Origin of the sequence: Grimontia marina (assembly GCF_900060185.1) — a bacterium.
GTDB classification, from domain to species: domain Bacteria; phylum Pseudomonadota; class Gammaproteobacteria; order Enterobacterales; family Vibrionaceae; genus Enterovibrio; species Enterovibrio marinus.
This window is the reverse complement of sequence record NZ_FIZY01000001.1, coordinates 189,369-207,510: the sequence shown is the minus strand read 5'-3', so window position 1 is coordinate 207,510 and position 18,142 is coordinate 189,369. Positions and strand designations below refer to the sequence as shown.

Annotated in this window: 18 protein-coding genes; 14 read left to right on the top strand and 4 right to left on the bottom strand. The window is 43.3% G+C overall.

Going from position 1 to position 18,142, the window contains the following annotated elements; genetic code table 11:
* Positions 1–17 precede the first annotated feature (17 nt).
* From GMA8713_RS00965 to GMA8713_RS00910, 12 genes are all read left to right on the top strand, one after another.
* A complete protein-coding gene (locus tag GMA8713_RS00965) occupies positions 18–923 on the top strand; it encodes a glycosyltransferase family 2 protein (RefSeq protein ID WP_269747436.1) in 906 nt (301 codons plus the stop codon).
* Positions 920–2,029, top strand: a complete 1,110-nt coding sequence (locus GMA8713_RS00960) for a glycosyltransferase (RefSeq protein ID WP_062704846.1) — start codon at positions 920–922, stop codon at positions 2,027–2,029. The genes GMA8713_RS00965 and GMA8713_RS00960 overlap by 4 nt, the downstream gene beginning before the upstream one ends.
* Positions 2,016–2,576: a serine O-acetyltransferase gene (locus GMA8713_RS00955; protein ID WP_062704844.1), complete on the top strand. Its 561-nt coding sequence runs from the start codon at positions 2,016–2,018 to the stop codon at positions 2,574–2,576. Before GMA8713_RS00960 ends, GMA8713_RS00955 begins: the two co-directional genes overlap by 14 nt.
* A complete protein-coding gene (locus GMA8713_RS00950; protein ID WP_062704842.1) occupies positions 2,573–3,604 on the top strand; it encodes a glycosyltransferase family 4 protein in 1,032 nt (343 codons plus the stop codon). The genes GMA8713_RS00955 and GMA8713_RS00950 overlap by 4 nt, the downstream gene beginning before the upstream one ends.
* Positions 3,588–4,319, top strand: a complete 732-nt coding sequence (locus tag GMA8713_RS00945) for a heparin lyase I family protein (RefSeq protein ID WP_062704840.1) — start codon at positions 3,588–3,590, stop codon at positions 4,317–4,319. Before GMA8713_RS00950 ends, GMA8713_RS00945 begins: the two co-directional genes overlap by 17 nt.
* 10 nt (positions 4,320–4,329) lie before the next feature.
* A complete protein-coding gene (locus GMA8713_RS00940; protein ID WP_062704839.1) occupies positions 4,330–5,070 on the top strand; it encodes a WecB/TagA/CpsF family glycosyltransferase in 741 nt (246 codons plus the stop codon).
* 73 nt (positions 5,071–5,143) lie between these two features.
* Positions 5,144–7,303: a choice-of-anchor A family protein gene (locus GMA8713_RS00935; protein WP_062704838.1), complete on the top strand. Its 2,160-nt coding sequence runs from the start codon at positions 5,144–5,146 to the stop codon at positions 7,301–7,303.
* Between the two features lie 101 nt (positions 7,304–7,404).
* Positions 7,405–8,034, top strand: a complete 630-nt coding sequence (locus GMA8713_RS00930; RefSeq protein WP_062704831.1) for a hypothetical protein — start codon at positions 7,405–7,407, stop codon at positions 8,032–8,034.
* A complete protein-coding gene (locus tag GMA8713_RS00925) occupies positions 8,027–8,422 on the top strand; it encodes a VanZ family protein (protein ID WP_062704830.1) in 396 nt (131 codons plus the stop codon). The genes GMA8713_RS00930 and GMA8713_RS00925 overlap by 8 nt, the downstream gene beginning before the upstream one ends.
* A gap of 97 nt (positions 8,423–8,519) precedes the next feature.
* Entirely contained in the window at positions 8,520–8,981 is a 462-nt protein-coding gene (locus tag GMA8713_RS00920) for a hypothetical protein (RefSeq protein ID WP_062704829.1), read from the top strand.
* A gap of 80 nt (positions 8,982–9,061) precedes the next feature.
* Positions 9,062–10,489, top strand: a complete 1,428-nt coding sequence (locus GMA8713_RS00915; protein WP_062704828.1) for an O-antigen ligase family protein — start codon at positions 9,062–9,064, stop codon at positions 10,487–10,489.
* On the top strand, positions 10,482–10,925 hold the full coding sequence (locus GMA8713_RS00910; RefSeq protein ID WP_062704827.1) for a low molecular weight protein-tyrosine-phosphatase: 444 nt from the start codon (positions 10,482–10,484) through the stop codon (positions 10,923–10,925). Before GMA8713_RS00915 ends, GMA8713_RS00910 begins: the two co-directional genes overlap by 8 nt.
* Before the next feature lie 208 nt (positions 10,926–11,133).
* On the opposite strand, the gene GMA8713_RS00905 is transcribed toward GMA8713_RS00910, so the two are convergent.
* The 4 genes from GMA8713_RS00905 to htpG all read right to left on the bottom strand — a co-directional run bounded on the left by GMA8713_RS00905 (position 11,134) and on the right by htpG (position 16,465).
* A complete protein-coding gene (locus GMA8713_RS00905; protein WP_062704825.1) occupies positions 11,134–12,438 on the bottom strand; it encodes an inosine/guanosine kinase in 1,305 nt (434 codons plus the stop codon).
* Between the two features lie 130 nt (positions 12,439–12,568).
* A complete protein-coding gene (gene hemH, locus GMA8713_RS00900) occupies positions 12,569–13,540 on the bottom strand; it encodes a ferrochelatase (RefSeq protein WP_062704823.1) in 972 nt (323 codons plus the stop codon).
* Positions 13,541–13,653: 113 nt separating this feature from the next.
* Entirely contained in the window at positions 13,654–14,298 is a 645-nt protein-coding gene (gene adk, locus GMA8713_RS00895) for an adenylate kinase (protein ID WP_046305670.1), read from the bottom strand.
* Between the two features lie 259 nt (positions 14,299–14,557).
* Positions 14,558–16,465 (bottom strand): molecular chaperone HtpG, encoded by a 1,908-nt coding sequence (gene htpG / locus GMA8713_RS00890; protein ID WP_062704821.1) that lies wholly within the window; start codon positions 16,463–16,465, stop codon positions 14,558–14,560.
* Between the two features lie 220 nt (positions 16,466–16,685).
* On the opposite strand from htpG, the gene GMA8713_RS00885 reads away from it, so the two are divergent.
* Both GMA8713_RS00885 and GMA8713_RS00880 read left to right on the top strand, forming a co-directional pair.
* Complete coding sequence (locus GMA8713_RS00885) at positions 16,686–17,564, top strand: transcriptional regulator (protein WP_084387633.1); 879 nt, start codon at positions 16,686–16,688, stop codon at positions 17,562–17,564.
* Positions 17,555–18,109: a regulatory protein ToxS gene (locus GMA8713_RS00880; RefSeq protein ID WP_062704819.1), complete on the top strand. Its 555-nt coding sequence runs from the start codon at positions 17,555–17,557 to the stop codon at positions 18,107–18,109. The genes GMA8713_RS00885 and GMA8713_RS00880 overlap by 10 nt, the downstream gene beginning before the upstream one ends.
* Positions 18,110–18,142: the final 33 nt, after the last annotated feature.

The window sequence follows — 18,142 nt, the reverse complement described above, 5'->3', positions numbered from 1 at the left end:
TGTATCTATCGATAGTTATGCCTGTATATAATGGTGAAGTTTTTATAGTGGAAGCACTTGAATCTTTTTTTACTCAGTATCATGACCAGATAGAACTGATTGTTATAGATGATGGTTCAACTGACGATACATATAAGTTAGTTAGCGAAAACTTCAAGGAACAAATAACTAAAGGCGCTCTGGTATTATGTCATCAATCAAATGCTGGCGTAAGCTCAGCAAGAAATAAAGCAATAGGCATGGCAAGAGGAAAGTATGTGACATTTTTAGATGCTGATGACATTCTTCTAGACAATTACACAAACTCCATAATTAATGTAATTGAGTCCTATGATATGGACGTGATTGAGTTTGGCTTTAAAACATTCATAGACTCAGAAAATATTAACTCATGTGATGATCAATTTGTTCATGACAATTTTGGATTGATCGAATTTAAATCAATCAAAAACGTAGTATACGAAAAATCCATCTGGTATCCATGTATACGTGTATTCCGGAAGACTTTATTCAACAATTATTCATTTCCCGTCGGTGTTCGTTTCTGCGAAGATATGATGGTACTTACAAAAATATATGAGAATGTTGAGTATGTATATCATATTGATTGTGCTCTCTATGGATATAGAATCAACGAGTCCGGCGCGACACGCAACATAAGGCCAGATTATCACTCAAACCTACTGACGTTTTACCATTCATTACCAAAAGTAGACGCTACACATATAGACTACATGAAAATAAATCTATCTTATTTACTATACAAGTGCTACAACGGGACAAAATTACCACTTATAATGAGAATTGAATTTCTCAAATTGTTCCTAAAGTATGCTTTTGATAGAAATTTGAATTCAAGAAAAAAATTAATTTTAGGGTTTCCCAATTCACATCGTTTTCTAAAGAGGATTTTGAGCAAGTGAAAATATTTTTTAGGATTTCTAAGTTGGGATTTGGTGGTGCGGAGCAAGTTTTCTTATCTATAGCAAAGGAACTTAAAAAAATTGTAGAAGCGGAAATCTCCTTTATCGTCGACAGTAAAAATGGAGAAAATGTAAAAACAGCTGAAGAACTTGGTTTTCGCGTCATCAGTTTAGAGGCCAACCGGACAATGTCCTCGATCTTTCCATTGAAACATCTTCTTGATTCTGAAAAGCCTGAAATCATGGTTTCCGCCTACACAGATACCAATGCAGCGTGTTTAATATCAAAGGTATTGTCCAAGTCACACTGTAAGGTTATTGTCAGTGAACACGCATCGTTAAAGGAACATTGGGGAAAAAAGTCAATATTAAAAAGGTATATTTTGCGATTTTATGTTTCTTATATCTACCAATTAGCTTCAAAAGTTATTTGTGTGTCAAACGGCCTAAAAAATCAAGTTGTTTCCTTATTAGGTTCAAATACACCTGTAGAAACAATCTACAATCCCGTTCGATATAGACCTTATGAAAAAATAGTAGAGAGGAATAAAGAGCGTCGCCCTATACTACAATTACTTGCAGTTGGTAGAATAACTGAGCAAAAGGACTATTCAACACTAATTAATGCTATTCCTAAAATACTAAAGTACCGTGAAGTAAGCTTGACAATTGTTGGGGGTATATTCTGCGAAAAGGAATATAGTAAACTAAAAGCTTTAATAACCAGTTTAGGGATAGAGAGTTGTGTGCACTTTGTAGGTTACACCGATAACGTAGCTGAATACTATAAATCGGCAGACATATTCGTTCTCAGTTCTGCTTGGGAAGGGTTTGGAAATGTTATTGTTGAAGCAATGGCTTTCGGATTACCTGTCGTAGCGACCAACTGTAATTACGGCCCATCTGAAATCCTTGAAGATGGTCGATATGGACGATTAGCCCCCGTCTCAGATAGTTATTCATTGGCAAAGGCTATCTTGGAAGAAGCAGAAAGACCTTTAATTAATCGGTCTGATTTGATATCCAGATCCACTGAATTTTCTGAAGAGAACATTGCATCTCAATACTTCACTGCAATTAAAAGCACACTAGATGAAAAAATATAGTTTCATATACTTGATAAAATCAGATCTTTATCGACAAAATGGAAAGGTAAGCTTTTTACTGTTCCTAAAAGATATCTTATTCAGAAAAGGGTTCAAATTTGTTTTTTGGATGAGGGCGGCAAAATACTTTGATACCACACCTGTACTAAAATACATCACCAAATTAATGTTCATCTATTATAAAAGAGCTTATACATCCGATGCAAACTATCGAACAGATATTGGCCCTGGATTCTCCATGTATCATGTTTTTGCGACTGCTTGGGATAAAGAGGTTAAAATAGGAAGCAACGTTACAATTTTACATTCGGTAACATTGGGCAGAAAAAATAATAAGTTCCCCGTAGTACTAAACAATGTATATATCGGACCCGGTGCATGCATCCTTGGGGATGTAGTTATAGGCAATAACGCTATAATTGGAGCCAATGCAACTGTGACTAAAGATGTACCAGACAATGCAGTTGTTGTAGGAAATCCTGCACGTATCGTTTCATATAATGGATCTTCAAGCGCCTTGGTTAATGTGTGGAAGGAGGACAATTGAAAGAGCATATAATTACTATTGGCACGGGAGCAAATGGTGGAATTGATTCTGTAATAAAAGGGTATGAAAAAGATGGTCTTTTCGATTCATACTCGCATATTCGAATCGTTAGCCATCTTGGAAAGTCGAAATTTCATGACCTATGGCTTTTTTTGAATGCACTCCTTTCTCTTTTTAAAGTATTTTTAAAATTAAGAGTTAAGATTTTACATTGCCATATGTCTTATAAGGGGAGTTTTTGGCGAAAACTCACCTTTGTTTTAATTGCAAAGTTATTCAATGTTCGTACACTAGTTCATCTGCATGGTTCTGAGTTTAAACAGTACTACTCTTCTAGAACCAACTTAACGAAAAATTCCATACTATGGCTAATCAGAAATGTTGATGAGTTCGTCGTACTCTCAGACAGTTGGAAACTTTATATAGAAGGGATTTCAGGTCGCAATGTCACTTCAATTAATAACTATGTGAACATAAATAATGTATCCACTAGTCGGCTAGAAGGACATATTCTATTCTTAGCAGCATTTATTCCCAGGAAGGGTATTTATGACCTGTTGAATGCCTGCGCATTACTCAATCGGGATTTCCATTTACATCTATGTGGCGCCGGAGAGGATGAGAAAGTTAGGCAGCTAGTCGGAAAGCTAAACTTAACAGAAAGTGTAACTTTCCATGGCTGGGTAGATGGAAGCACTAAAAAAGATCTTTTAAGTAAGTGCAGTGTAATGATTCTGCCATCATACAACGAAGGGTTACCAATGACGTTAATCGAATCATTGGGTTGCAAAATACCTGTCATCAGCACCCCAGTAGGTGCTATATCAGAAGTTATATTAGACGGCGAAACAGGGTATTTGGTTGAGCCAGGCTCTATTGATCAAATAGCAGATAAATTAAATCATGTGCTTTCCTCCCCACCTGAACTCAAAGCAATCGTAGATAATGGACATCGGAAATATGTCGAGAACTTTACTTCGGAGGTTATCCTGCCAAAATGGCAAAGCATTTATGAAAAGATGTCATAGTGCTCCTAAAATAATTTCCTCACTTATTCTTCTATCTTTATCTACTAAGTCTTTATCTAATCAAAAATCAGAGCAATTGGACAGCATAGCGAAATCTCTTAGTGCAGTTGAACTCATTGAATACTTTGAAGTCGAGTCTTATTATGGGAAAACAATTTTCTCGGAGACTGAAAAACTGAAGTTTTCCATTTCTGGTTCTCAAGAGAAAATAAACAATGGTCGCCGCTCCGAGTTAGCAATCGACTTTCCGTTCAAACTTGAAGATGAAGTCATTTATAGATACGAGTTATTTATTCCAAGTGATTATGAAAGTGATATACAAGGTCGTTGGTCATTAATAACCCAATGGCATGACCAACCTAATCCCAACAAAGGAGAAACATGGTCAAACTTTCCGGGTCGAAGCCCACTTGTCGCGTTATATGAAAAAGTTGACAAAGGTGAAACCAATTTCACAATTGTTTATGGTGGCCAAGTTATATCTATACCAATCAATCTCGGAACATGGAACCAGATTACATACCACTTCCGGTGGTCTAATAGTAATAGTGGGTTTCTTAACTTGAAAGTAAATAACTCAACTTTTACTTTTAATGGTCCCAATATGCACAACGACTATCAGCATTATCTAAAGATTGGACCATATCGGCATCCAGATATTTCCACAGATAATCATATCTATTTTAGAAATCTAAAAATCACCAAAAGAATCTAGGTTAAACATCATGGAACGTATTGAACTTCTAGGTTCTCCAATGCATGTGTCCACAATGGAAGAAACGGTGTCTTTCATTGAGGAAAAAGTAGCAAAGGGAGAATTTTTGCAACATGTCGTCGTGAACGTCGCAAAAATAGTTAACATGAGGAATGATAAGCTATTAGCTGAATCAGTAAAATCATGTGATGTCATTAATATTGACGGCATGGGTGTCGTTTTTGGAGCCAGGTTTCTTGGGCACAATGTACCAGACCGTGTCGCTGGAGTGGACTTGTTTCATGAGCTTCTAAAAATGAGTGCTAAACGCAATTTTCCGGTCTTTTTGCTCGGTGGCACAACGGATGTTGTTACCAAAACTCACGACAAAGTACTCGAACTTTATCCTAATTTAACTATAGCTGGTTTTAATGATGGGTACTTTTGGGATAACGAAGAGGTAGTAGTAGAAAAAATCAGAAACTCTGGTGCAAAGTTGCTTTTTGTAGCCATTACCTCTCCCAAAAAAGAAAATTTCATTAACAAATGGAAGGAAGAGCTCGGCGTTGATTTTGTAATGGGAGTGGGAGGAACGTTTGACGTAGTCGCCGGTAAGGTAAGTCGCGCGCCCCTATGGATGCAAAAGATTGGCCTAGAATGGTTTTATAGGGTTATACAAGAACCACGAAGAATGTGGAAAAGGTATCTAATAACAAACTCAAAGTTCGCAGCATTATTATTAAAAAACAAACTTTTCAAAAAAGCAAAATAAAGTCCCGTCTATTGTCGTAAATGCATCTGTGTTTTGTAGACTAAACTCCATTTTCACTTCATTAGGGATGATAATGAAAAAGATAATTGGTATGGCAGTATTACTCGGCTGTTTTCAAGCATCAGCATTCGAGTCAGAATATAGCGCTTTGGTTTTTGAAAACTTCAGTTCTCCTCACTCCTCCAGTAGCGGCCCTTTGGCAATAGGGAATAACGCCACTCTCGACGGATATGGAATTAACTATGGAAGTTATGATTTCCCCCCTGAGGATTATGCTTTAGTGGTAGGCGGTGATCTCTCTTTTGCTAACGGTCAGGTATATTACGGAAGTATCATTACCGGAGGTGACATTTCAAATGTTTCTGAATCAGTTCGCTCTAGTTTGTCTCCAGGTAGCAATATAAGTGGCAACGCTGACTTACCGATTAACTTTAATGATTTAAGAAACAAAGCAAGGCGTTTGTCTTTAGATCTGAGTAGTAGAAAGGATACAGGTTCGGTTATTTACCAATGGGGCGGGATATATCTAGAGGGTGACTGTTCAAGTGATTTTCATGTTTTTAATGTTGATGGTATAGCGCTTGAGAGAGCACACACCCTCGCATTGAGCTGTGTACCTGAAGATGCAACGGTTATTGTTAACATTAACGGTAATGTCAATGACTTTAAACCATTGAGCAATATCAGTCTTTCAGACTTTATTCCAAATCGCACTAAGACTGTTTTCAACTTGTACGAAGCAACATCGCTTTCCATATCAGGTGTGGCAATAGAAGGTTTACTGTTGGCCCCAATCGCTGACATTTCTGCGCCCTCAGGCTCTTCATCAGTAGGTATCATAGCAAATAGCTGGCAGGGATCTATGTCACTTGCCTACCAACCATTCGCCGCCAGTATACCGGGATCCAATGAGTCAATAGATATGTCTCTGAAATGGCAATGGGATGGTAATGGTTTTATGCCAGACCACAATCAGGTCATGGTTTCCCCAATTATCGGCCAACTCAATGATGATAATCGCGATGGAAAAATCGACAGTCTAGATGCTGCAGATGTCGTCGTCGTTAGCTTCAAGGGAAAGAATTACAAAGGAACCGGTATAGTCCGAGCATTGAGTGGTATTGATGGAGAAGAGCTGTGGTCTTATGAAAATGGTTTTGTATCAGTAGATCCTAGATTCACTCCTGCTCTCGGGGACGTAGATAATGATGGGGTGATAGAGGTTGTTGCAGTCGATGATAGCAACCAGCAATTGGTCATCTTCGACCACGAAGGCAATGTTAGCAAAAGAGTTGAATTGGCTGATACGCTAGCAGGTAATGTCACTTTGACAGATATTGATAGCGATGGCTCTATTGAAATCCTCGCTGGCACGAGCGCCTACAACTATCACACAGGTATGCTATTCAAAATGCACTGGGTTGCTGATCACATTTCGGTAGATGTTGATGGTGATGGTATTGCTGAAGTCTTGTCCGGAAACAAATTGTTCGACAGTAATGGTCAACTATTGTGGAGCCATCGCGCTAACGAGCTAGGTTGGTTTACTTCTGTTGTAGATACAGATCAGGATACTTTTCCCGAATTCCTTGTATCTTTCCCAGATCCAAAAAACGGGGAAAGCAATTTAAGTTTGTTGTCTCATACAGGTAATGTTATTTGGGAAACATATACTTCAGGGCAAGGTGCTGGCGCTCAAGCTATTGGTTCTTTTTTTGGTGCTGACAAACTCGGGATTGCTGTAGCAGGTTATAACTCAGTAGATATGTTTAATACCAAAGGCATGCTCATTTGGAGTAAAGACATTAACGACGAAACAAGTGGTAAAGTTGGTGTAACGTCGTTCGATTTCGACAGCGATGGTATTCAAGAAGTGATTTTACAAGATCATGAGCATCTTTACGTCTTAAACGGTGAATCAGGCGAAGTCAGAGCTAAAGTACCCAATTCAACAGCAACACTTTGGGAATACCCTGTTGTCGCAGATCTCGAAGGTGACAACAATGCAGAACTCATCGTCGTTTCTAACAACTATCACCCGCTCTACTCCAAAACTACAGGTGTTCGTGTATTTGAATCCTCCAATAAAAAAATGCCATGGCAGAACGCCACCCGCATTTGGAACCAGCATTCATATCACCAGACCAACATCACACAAGATGGTAAAGTTCCGCAGTACGAACTACCAAGTTGGCTTTTGAACAATTCCTACCGCTCCAGCACGCTAAGGTAGGGTTAACTTAATGGACTTGGAAGGGTTTAGCGCTCCAAGTCCAGTTTTGTTTTTTAAAAAGGGATAGTCACTTTGGTACGCATTAGGACTCGAAGCTGCATATGAAGCTAAATCTTGTTTCTCTAGTCACATTTGTGCTCGCTTCTCTATTACTTATTGCCAGCCCACTTTCATTGACGAATGCTCTGACTTCGAAAGCAATGACTTCTCGGTTAGAATCGTTTGCTGACCGTCCTGATCAGACGATACGCCGAAGCGATGAGCAGTTAGTGAATGCCAAATTCGGTTTGATAGGAACAGCCCACCAGCTAAACAGTATTGTACTCTTTGACCAGTGGGTGTCTTACCTCAATCAAAGGCATAAGACCTACCTTGATTCAAAATCGCTTCTGCAAACCAGTACCCATATTCGACCGACTTGGTCGAATACTTACGTTGAATTGGCAAAGCTTTCTGAATCAAAGAGCGAGCGTGATAAATATATTCATTTTGCATCGCTGTTTGGCCCATATGCGACATCGAGTCGATTACTCATGATTGAGGATACTTTTACAAAGTGGGAAAAAGCAGATTTGGATAAACAAGTTGGGGCTTCTCAACATCTGGTCTCTCTGGCTCGTATATGGCGTCACAGAGAAGCGCTGGACGCTATGATTTCATATTCCCCGGCAAAACAGAGAATGTGTAGTCTATTGGCTTTCAACGCCATCAGGGTGAAAGCCTGTGCATAGCGTTCAAAAAGTGCCATTTTTTATCCTCGTCGTCATGTTGTCTTTCCTGGGTGGCGCTTCAATACTAAAGTCCACTGGTATTTTTAGTATTCATATAAGAGACACCGAACTTATGTTCGGTGGTGCTATTTATCTGCATATGGTTGGTTCTTTCACACTAGGGGTGCTCTGCCGCCTAGCCTCATCGAAGGGAATTATTTTAGGACTTCCAGTTACAACTCTCTTTGTACTGTTCTTGGTCGTGCTAGACGAATCACTACAGGCCCAAATCCCATCCAGACAGTTTTCCTGGCTGGATATGACCGTCAATGTTTTTGGCTTGCTGCTTGGTACATATTTTTGCAGTGTAATTGCGACATTTCGTTCAAAAACAAAAGCCATTCACTGATTGAGCTTTTCTAATTGCTCTGAATTTATCTTTAATCATCTTAACTTTGATATAGTCTTTTTAATCAGACTCTTGAAAACACTTTCAAGGAAAAACCATGAAGATTACCGCCACCATTTTTGGTGTAACAAGCTTGGCTTTGTCATCAATAGCCTTTGCTTTCGAAAGTGACGAACAGCGTCAATCCATCATTTCACAACTCGGTGACGTTCCAAGCGAAGAAACGTACCAAAGCGTTTTGTTGGAAAACCCGGTGTTCGTGATTGAAATCCTCGCTTTATTGTTGGAGATGGAAGGCGTCGACCCTCAATTCGCGATTCAGGCAGCAATGACCGCTGCGCCGGACAAAGCGATTGAAATTGCGCAGTTTGCCCGAGATGCAGGTATTGCCAACGAAAACATTACGACTGCGGCACTGTTGGCTGGGCTTGACCCAACAGAAATCGCAGAAGCAACCGCGGCTGGTATCCAAACTGCTGCCGCTGGCCCTGCTCCACCATCAGCGCCGGCAGTAGGCGGCCAAGGTGGGGGTGGTGAAGACGTCATCTCTCCAAACTAATCATTTTTAGGAAAGATTCACCCCACCAAAGCCCAGCGTTCGTTGGGCTTTTTGTTGTACTCACATATTGAGTGATTCACATGGCGTCTATTGAAAAATTCTCGTTCTATTCCCTACTCGCGCTCATCATTTGGTTACCTATCCCCCTTGGGAGCAATCGAGATTGGGCATGGTCAATTGCGGAGTTCTGGATAGCATTTCAATCAATACTGCTGATCATCGCCTATCGGGGGAACTTACCTTTCGAGCCGTTAAAGCAGTACAAATGGCTTCTTTCTGGTTTGGCACTGTTCCAGTTATGGGTATTGTTTCAAACTCTTCCTCTTCCTTGGGAAGTACTGGCCTTCTTTTCTGGAAAAAGTGCCGAGATTTACCAACTCGTCGGAGCACCCGAAGGTTTTATTTCCCTTGACTCTCGAATGACTTTGGCATCTCTTTTCAAAGGGATTGCCTACACCATGCTGGTTTTCAATGCCATATATCTCGTGAACTCCAGTAAGCGACTTAAGCAAGTGGTATTGGTCATTGTGGTTAGCGGAACCTTACAGGCCTTCTATGCAGCAATAGCCGTTTTGCTTGATATCAAAGAGAGCCTGGTGTTTGGTTATAGTGAAAAAGGGATTGCCACTGGCTCTTTTGTTTACAAGAACCACTTAGCGAACTACTTGATGATGACGCTCTGTATGGGCATTGGCCTTATCGTCTCTCAGCTTCACACTACCCCTTCCGAATCGCGCCATATGTTTGTTAAAAGACTGATGGAAGGCATTCTCAGCCGGAAAATGTACATACGCCTCTGCCTTGTGATCATGGTGATTGCGTTGGTAATGACACGTTCGAGAATGGGAAATACGGCTTTTTTTGCAGCGACAGCTATCGGTGGTCTACTTGCATTGGTGTTTTATAAGAATAAGCCACGTGCTTTAACCATCTTGGTGGGCAGTGTTATTGCTGTCGACACAATCGTTGTGGGTGCCTTATTCGGGCTGGAAAAGGTTAAACAGCGCTTGGTTGAAACCTCCCTTGGCGCGGAGTCCCGCGATCAGGTGGTGGTATGGTCACTGGATATTATCAGGGACTTCCCTTTAACCGGCACTGGTATGGCGAGCTTTTACACGATCTTCCCCATGTATTCCAAGGCCGATATTGGGTTCTATGACCATGCTCATAACGACTATATCCAGTTTATGGTCGAAGCCGGAATCCCTGCGACATTGCTTTTAGGCCTCGTGGTACTTTTGGCCTTTGCGCGCGCCTTCCATACGATTCGAAAGAGGCATAGCCGAACAATGAAAGGAATAGCGCTGGGTTGTATCATGTCCATCATTGGTATGCTCATTCATATCAGTGTGGATTTTAACCTTCAGCCAATGGCGAATGCGCTGACATTTATCCTGATACTCTTCATTGCCAATGCATGCTCGGCTTTACCAGCGGTGGGAAAATTGATCACTATGCCTCCAAATACAAATCACGCTGAGCGCTTAAAGGAAGCAGAACATGTTTAAACGCATTCTCGTGGTGTGTACTGGGAATATCTGCCGATCGCCAATCGCAGAGGCTCTGCTAAAAAAGCTCTTGCCAGAATTAGTCATTGAATCAGCTGGCACTGCAGTTACCAAGAGCAACCTGACCGATGCGCCTGCTCACCCGTATAGCGAGCAAATTTGTACTGAAAACCACCTTGATATTTCTAACCACAATGCGCGTCAGCTTTCGCCAGAACTTTGCGATGGCTTTGATTTAATTTTGGTGATGTCGCATGAGCATATCGAGGAAGTCGCACTGCTCTCTCCAGGTTCGAGAGGTAAAACCATGCTAATTGGCCAATGGATTGGCCTTGGCGATATCGAAGATCCCATCCTTGAGCCCAAAGCGTCTTTTGATGCCCTTTATCACACACTCTTCCGCGCAACAAACACATGGGCTAAGAAGCTGTCTTAAGCCCAACGACTCCAGTTCATTCGCGTCGCTCTCCCTATCAAATAAAAATCCGCCCAAGTGGCGGATTTTCTTTATGAAATCGGCAATCACAACTTAGATGGTACTTAGACAATGCGATAAAATGATTTCTGCTCGGGAGCTTAGTCCGCTAAGTGACCGAGAGAAATCATGAAATCAACGCCGCATAAGTGCCAAATAAGGCAGTGATTTAGCGTTCCCAGTAGGCCTCTTCGAGCGAATCCTCTTTCTCTGGCAAACCACGAGACAAACGTGGTGAATGCTGTGCCAGTACTTCATAGCTCACACGGTTCGCATATTTACATACCTGAGAGAACGAGCTGTAGGTCAGGAATGAATGGGCGTGCTTGCTGGAGTTTGGCACGTTATCACGGTGATAGCGGTTTGCTGACATATCGTGTAGTACCGCTGACAATGCGCCATCACCCGCACCATTGGTGTTTTTGATACGCTCTGGACCACCCATGTAAGGCGCAATGTGTGAGTAAACCTTAAATGGGTTTTCACAGTCCGCTTTTTTCATTGGGCGGCTGAATTCGTAGCGATTGAATTCGGCAATTGAACCAGGCAATAACGGCAAACTGGTTTCACGCTTGGCTTCTTCTTCCGTATAGCCAGCCATGTAAAGCCCCACAGGACCTGCCGTACACAACACCATATCTACCCATTCAAGGGCCTTGTCTGCCGCCAACAATGGATCAGACTCACCAGTCAGCGCTTCCGCTTCTTCTTCGTTCATCGCAACAACAGAAACATGCTCTGACAAGAAGTCACGCCACCATTGCGGATTGTTCTGAATCACGTACTTGGTACCCATGGTCATCACCACAGGTACATCGTATTTTTTCGCGAACTCGATTGCTTTCATGGTCGCTTCCGGCATCGGGTCGCCCTCTTTACAGCGAACCAGATACGCGGTCAGTACCAATGCAGATGCATTTTTGAAGATATGCTCTGGAATAGAATCAGCGTGAAGCTGGTTCATCAAACCTTCGCTGATAGCGAAAGTACGCTCACCCTCTTCACTGATCAGTGTGTAACAACGACCAATTGGGCCCTGAACCGCCTGTAAGTAGTTAAGGTCCATGCGGCTTGAAGTGTTACAAAGATAACGATATGCATAGCTGCCGATCGTGATGTCTTGGCTCATGACACCAAGCAGAATAGATTTGTCGTCGGCAAGCGTTGAGTAGTTGTGCAACGTATTACCAATAGTACCGCCTGCAAACTCGTGACTAACCATGTTGTTATCTTTTAGTTCTTGATACAGCGCTTCTGCGCGCTTGTCATCAATCACCAAAGAATGCCCTTTGCTCAACTCGTATTTCGCGACGAAATCGTCGGCAACTTTCGCTTCAATATCCACCAGCGTCTGGTCGATACCGATAACGTGTGGACGTTTCAGCTTGCGCTGCTCGCTCGCTCGCACCAAAAGTGGATCGCGTGCATGGACAGGAAAGTAATGCTTAGACTTGCGTTGGCCCGGGAATTTCATGATTCAATGCGTCGTTGTTGTGGCGAAAGTGCGAATTCTATCACACAAATTTCAACGAGGAATCTTTCGGACAAAAATATGCCCGGGTGAAAAATCAGCCCGGGCATAAAACGAAAATGAAAAGAAGTCGTTACCAACCTTTGGTATTTCGTTCTACCAACAGCTTCATCATGTCGATATGAGCAGGAGAATCATTGAGGCAAGGGATGTATCTGAATGACTCGCCGCCAGCTTCCATAAAGCTCTCATGGCACTGTTCGGAAATCTCTTCCAATGTCTCCAAACAATCCGCAGAGAACGCCGGCGTAATCACATCCAGACGCTTCACCCCTTCAATTGGCAATCTTTCTAGCGTTTTGTCGGTATAGGGCTGTAGCCACTCTTCTCGACCAAAACGCGACTGGAATGTCGTTTTCAGTGGTACATCGCTGGACAATCTTACTACCAGTTTTTCTGTTGTCCCTAAGCAGTGCGTTTGGTATGGGTCACCGTTATCTGCGTAGCGTTTAGGAATACCGTGATAAGAGCAAAGCAGCATGTCAGGTTTACCGTGCTCTGCCCAATGCGATTCGACGGATTGCGCCAGCGCTTCGATATAGCTGTCTTCACTGTAGTAGTGGTTCACAAAACGGAACTCCGGCAATTCGGGCGTTTGCTTAAGTGATTTCGCAATTTTATCGAAAACAGCCGCCGTCGTGGTGCGCGAGTACTGCGGATACAGCGGCAACACGAGAATTTTATTACAGCCTCTGGCTTTTAATGCTTCAACAGCGGTGAGAATGCTTGGGTTGCCATATGTCATACCCAGTTCCACAGGCAGTCCAGTTTCACGCTCCAACGCAGCTTTTTGACGCTTGGAGTAAACCATCAGTGGTGAACCCTCTTCCATCCAGACGGTTTGATAGAGCTTTGCCACCTTAGGAGAACGCACTGGCAAAATGATCCCGTGTAATAGCGGACACCATAGCCAACGTGTCATATCGACCACACGCTGATCATGAAGGAATTCGCTGAGAAAGGCTTTTACTGCTTGTGCGGTCGGTGCTTCCGGTGTGCCGAGGTTAGCCAGCAACACTCCTACTTTGTTGTTTTTGTTTTCCATTTCGTCCTGCAACACAGATTGTTTTACCCCGAGGATACCACTACTTTTCTTTGGGAGAAAAAGATCAAAAAAGGGCAATCGTATTGATTGCCCTTTTCTTAAACACTGGGGTATTAATCCAGCGCTTTAGCGATTTCTTCGCTTACTTCAGCAACTTGCTGAGTACCATCAAATTTCAGGTACTTGGTGTTGCCTGCTTCTGCTTCTTTCGAGTAGTAAGCGATCAGTGGCGCTGTTTGGTCGTGGTATACACCCAGACGGGCGCGTACGGTTTCTTCTTTGTCGTCGTCACGAACAACCAGATCTTCGCCAGTCACGTCGTCTTTACCTTCCACTTTAGGTGGATTGTAAACAACGTGGTAAGTACGGCCAGAAGCCAGGTGTGCGCGGCGACCACTCATACGCTCAACGATAACGCTGTCTGGCACGTCGAATTCCAGTACATAGTCAACCACTACGCCGATGTCTTTCAGGCCATCTGCCTGTGGAATAGTGCGTGGGAAGCCATCCAGAAGGAAGCCTTTCGCACAGTCTTCTTGTGCAATGCGCTCTTTAACCAGACCAAGGATGATATCGTCAGATACCAGTTGGCCCGCGTCGATAACTGCTTTCGCCTGTTTGCCCAGCTCGGTGCCGGCTTTGATTGCTGCACGCAGCATGTCACCAGTGGAAATTTGTGGAATACCATATTTTTCCATGATGAACTGCGCTTGAGTCCCTTTACCTGCACCTGGTGCGCCCAGAAGAATGATGCGCATAGTTATCCCCTTTATTGACTTTGGAGTTTCGCAAAAACACGAAACATACACGTATATTGATACCTAAACAACCTCGTGCCCGACGTTTTCAACACAATTGGCGCTGACATCGGCTCAGGTCTCTTAGTTTCTTCATTCGACATTGGGTCGGCAAAAGAAGAGGCTATGGATCACAAAATCGTTTAGGTATTGAAGTTAATAAGCCCAGCATTCCCGCTGGGCTCGGTCATATTAATAACGAAAATGAATCGTTATGCAATTAGCCTTTAGTCAGAAGTTGGTTCACCGCACTCAGGAATTGAGATGGGTCATCCATCGAGCCGCGCTCTGCAAGCATTGCCTGTCCCAACAACATTTCAACCCAACGGCCGAACACTTCTTCGTCCGCTTCGTCAGCCATTTGCTTCACAAGAGTGTGCTCTGGGTTCATTTCAAAGATGTACTTCACTTCTGGCGCTTCCTGACCAGCTGCGGCCAATAGCTTCGCCATTTGTGTTCCCATTTCAAACTGGTCGGTTACTACCACTGCTGGCGTACCTGACAGTTTAAAGGTCGGGCGAACATCTTTCACGCGGTCACCGAGATACGCTTTGGTTCGATCAACCACAGAAGCAAACTCTTTTTCGGTTTCTTCACGTTTTTCTTTCTCAGCGTCGTCTTCAAACTTGCTGAGATCCAGATCCGCTTTAGTGATCGCCTGGAATTGCTTGCCATCAAACTCAGGCAGATAGCTCATCAGCCATTCATCGATACGGTCATACATCAGAATGACTTCAATACCTTTAGCTTTGAATTGCTCTAAGTGAGGACTGTTTTTCGCTGCCTGATAAGAATCTGCAGTCAGGTAGTAAATCTTGTCCTGCTCTTCCTTCATTCGAGATACATAGTCAGCAAGAGAAACTGTTTGTTCACTACTGTCTGTTTCAGTCGAGGCAAAGCGCAGTAAGCCAGCTACTTTCTCACGATTTGAAAAATCTTCCGCCGGACCTTCTTTCAGTACCAAGCCAAATTCTTTCCAGAAGCTCTGGTATTTGTCTGCGTCATTGTTTGCCAAACGCTCAAGCATGGTCAGAACACGCTTGGTGCAGGCGTTACGCAAAGACTGAGTCACTTTATTGTCTTGCAGAATTTCACGGGAAACGTTCAATGGCAGATCGTTTGAGTCAATCAAACCACGGACAAAGCGCAGGTAACTTGGCATGAACTGCGACGCGTCGTCCATGATGAACACGCGCTGCACATAAAGCTTCAGACCGTGTTTATGATCGCGGTTGAACATATCCCACGGAGCTTTAGATGGAATGTAAAGAAGGCTGGTGTAGTCGTTTTTACCTTCTACGCGGTTGTGGCTCCACTGCAGTGGGTCAGCGAAATCATGGGACAGATGCTTATAGAACTCGTTGTACTCTTCATCAGAAATGTCTGATTTTGAACGAGTCCACAGAGCCTGAGCTTTATTGACCTTTTCCCACTTACCTTCGCCCGTTTCTTTGCCTTCTTCGTCGCGTTCCTGCTCCCACATTTCGACAGGGATACCAATATGATCAGAGTATTTACCGATCACGTCACGCAAACGCCATTCATCCAGAAACTCTTTGTCTTCTTCACGAAGGTGAAGAGTAATCGAGGTACCGCGAGTGGCTTTTTCAATGCCTTCGATGGTGTATTCACCTTCACCAGCCGATTCCCACTGAACACCTTCTGAGGCATCAACACCTGCTGCGCGGGTCATAACGGTGACTTTATCTGCGACAATAAATGCAGAATAGAAGCCCACACCAAACTGACCAATCAGCTGGCTGTCTTTCGATTGGTCTTCGGAAAGTTGTTTAAAGAAATCTGCTGTGCCCGATTTTGCAATCGTACCGAGGTTTTCAATCACCTCGTCGCGGCTCATACCAATGCCGTTGTCTTCAACAGTCAAAGTGCCCGCTTCTTTGTTGACGCTCAGACGGACACGAAGATCACCATCACTCTCATACAGTGCAGAATCAGACAGTGCCTTAAAACGCAACTTGTCAGAGGCATCCGAAGCATTAGAGATCAGCTCACGCAGGAAGATCTCTTTGTTGGAATAGAGTGAGTGGATCATCAAGTGCAGCAGTTGCTTCACTTCAGATTGGAAACCACGTGTTTCCTTGCTTTGTAGAGTCGCTTGATCGCTCATTTTAACCCCAAACTAAATGTATTTTTGGTTTAATCACTACCTGTAAATATGGTCACGATTTTCCAATTCAAGGGCAGATAAGGAATTTTTGATTTCTTGAGCTATTTTTCGCACTTCAGGTATAATCGTCTTTATTTTTAGCCAATTTAGGCGCTATTCACCTCTAAGTTCGAGGTTAACCCGCCAAACTTTTCAAGATTCGCGCAGGTAAGTAAATCGAATGTTAAATAAATCGAACCGTTACCTTCTGGGAGAGCGTTTTGTTTTTTCTCCCAGCGACAGTTCTTTGATCGATCTTTATGAAAATGATGAGTTGATCCGACTGGGCAGTAACGAGTGCCGAGTATTGATGGTTCTGATCGAAGAACCCCACGCCATTGTCACCCGAAATCGAATTCACGACTTTGTTTGGCGCAAGCAAGGTTTTGAAGTGGATGATTCCAGCCTGACTCAGTCCATTTCTACCCTTAGAAAAGGCCTGAAAGATTCCACAAAAAGCCCAATGTTTGTGAAAACGGTACCAAAGCGCGGATATCAGGTTGTTTGTTCCGTTGAGCTCTACAACGATCAGGAAGTCGACTTGCCGAAAGCTCCCGCTCCAATCGTTGAGGAAGAGTCAACAGAAGCGGAAATCAGTGCGAACGAAGTCAAAAGCGAAGAGCCTGAAGTCTTGGCAGAAACAACAGCTTTGGTGCCGCAGCCAGAACTCGTGGTCGCCCCCCCAACACCAGTCGCGCTCAAAGTGCCTCTGGGTTCATGGGTAGCTTTTGTCCTAGCACTTTTGGTGCCTTTAGCTTTCTACGTGGCCTCTACCCCTAAATCAGAAGCATTCCGTGAAATCCTGAAGGTGGAGAACGTACCCGTTTACATCCCAGTCACCAATGCCCGTATCACGCAGTGGCAACCCATGGTTCAACGATGTGTGGAAAAATACATCGGCTTTTACCGTCAGGAACGGGACTTGGAAGAAGTCATCGTCACGGGTGGACAGGATAATCAGATTTCGCTGAACTATATCCACAGTGCAAAAGATGCAGATGACAATATCACTTACGTTCTGCTGACAAGCCAAGAGGGGAGTGCTGCACTATGTCGATAAGTCACCACGCACCAAAGCGCCGAGATCAGATCAAGCGGTTTGGCCCATTTGTGCTCTTGTTAGTCTCTTTCGTTTCCAGCTTATGGGTATTTCTCGGCGAAGACATGCGCACCTCAAACTTGCTGCTTTCTAAAGAGTGGAAGTCTCGGACGATTAACCATATCGAAGAGTCTCAGTACCGCGAAGTGACTGGTCTGACGGCAACGGAACAACAAAGTAATATGGTATTTTTGCCGAACAATACCTATTCGCGCGACACTCAAATTGTGTTAAAAAATGAAAAGCAGAATACTCAAGTGGTGATGTCGGTTTCCGAGTCTGGAGAATGGGAAATCAGCGGCGGTTATTTGAAGCTAAAGCTGGGAAGTATTAAAGACGTCACAACAGGCGATACCACCGAGTTCTCTGAAGAGGATTTAACACTGGTGCGTACTTTCTATCGCCTCGGTGCTGAAAAGGTACGTCGTATTGACGTATTGAATGACGGCTCACTGCTGCTTACGAGTTTAAACCACGGTTCACTCGTGCTTTATAGTAAGTCTTGATCAAAGACACGCCGAAGAAAAAGGCCGCTAAGC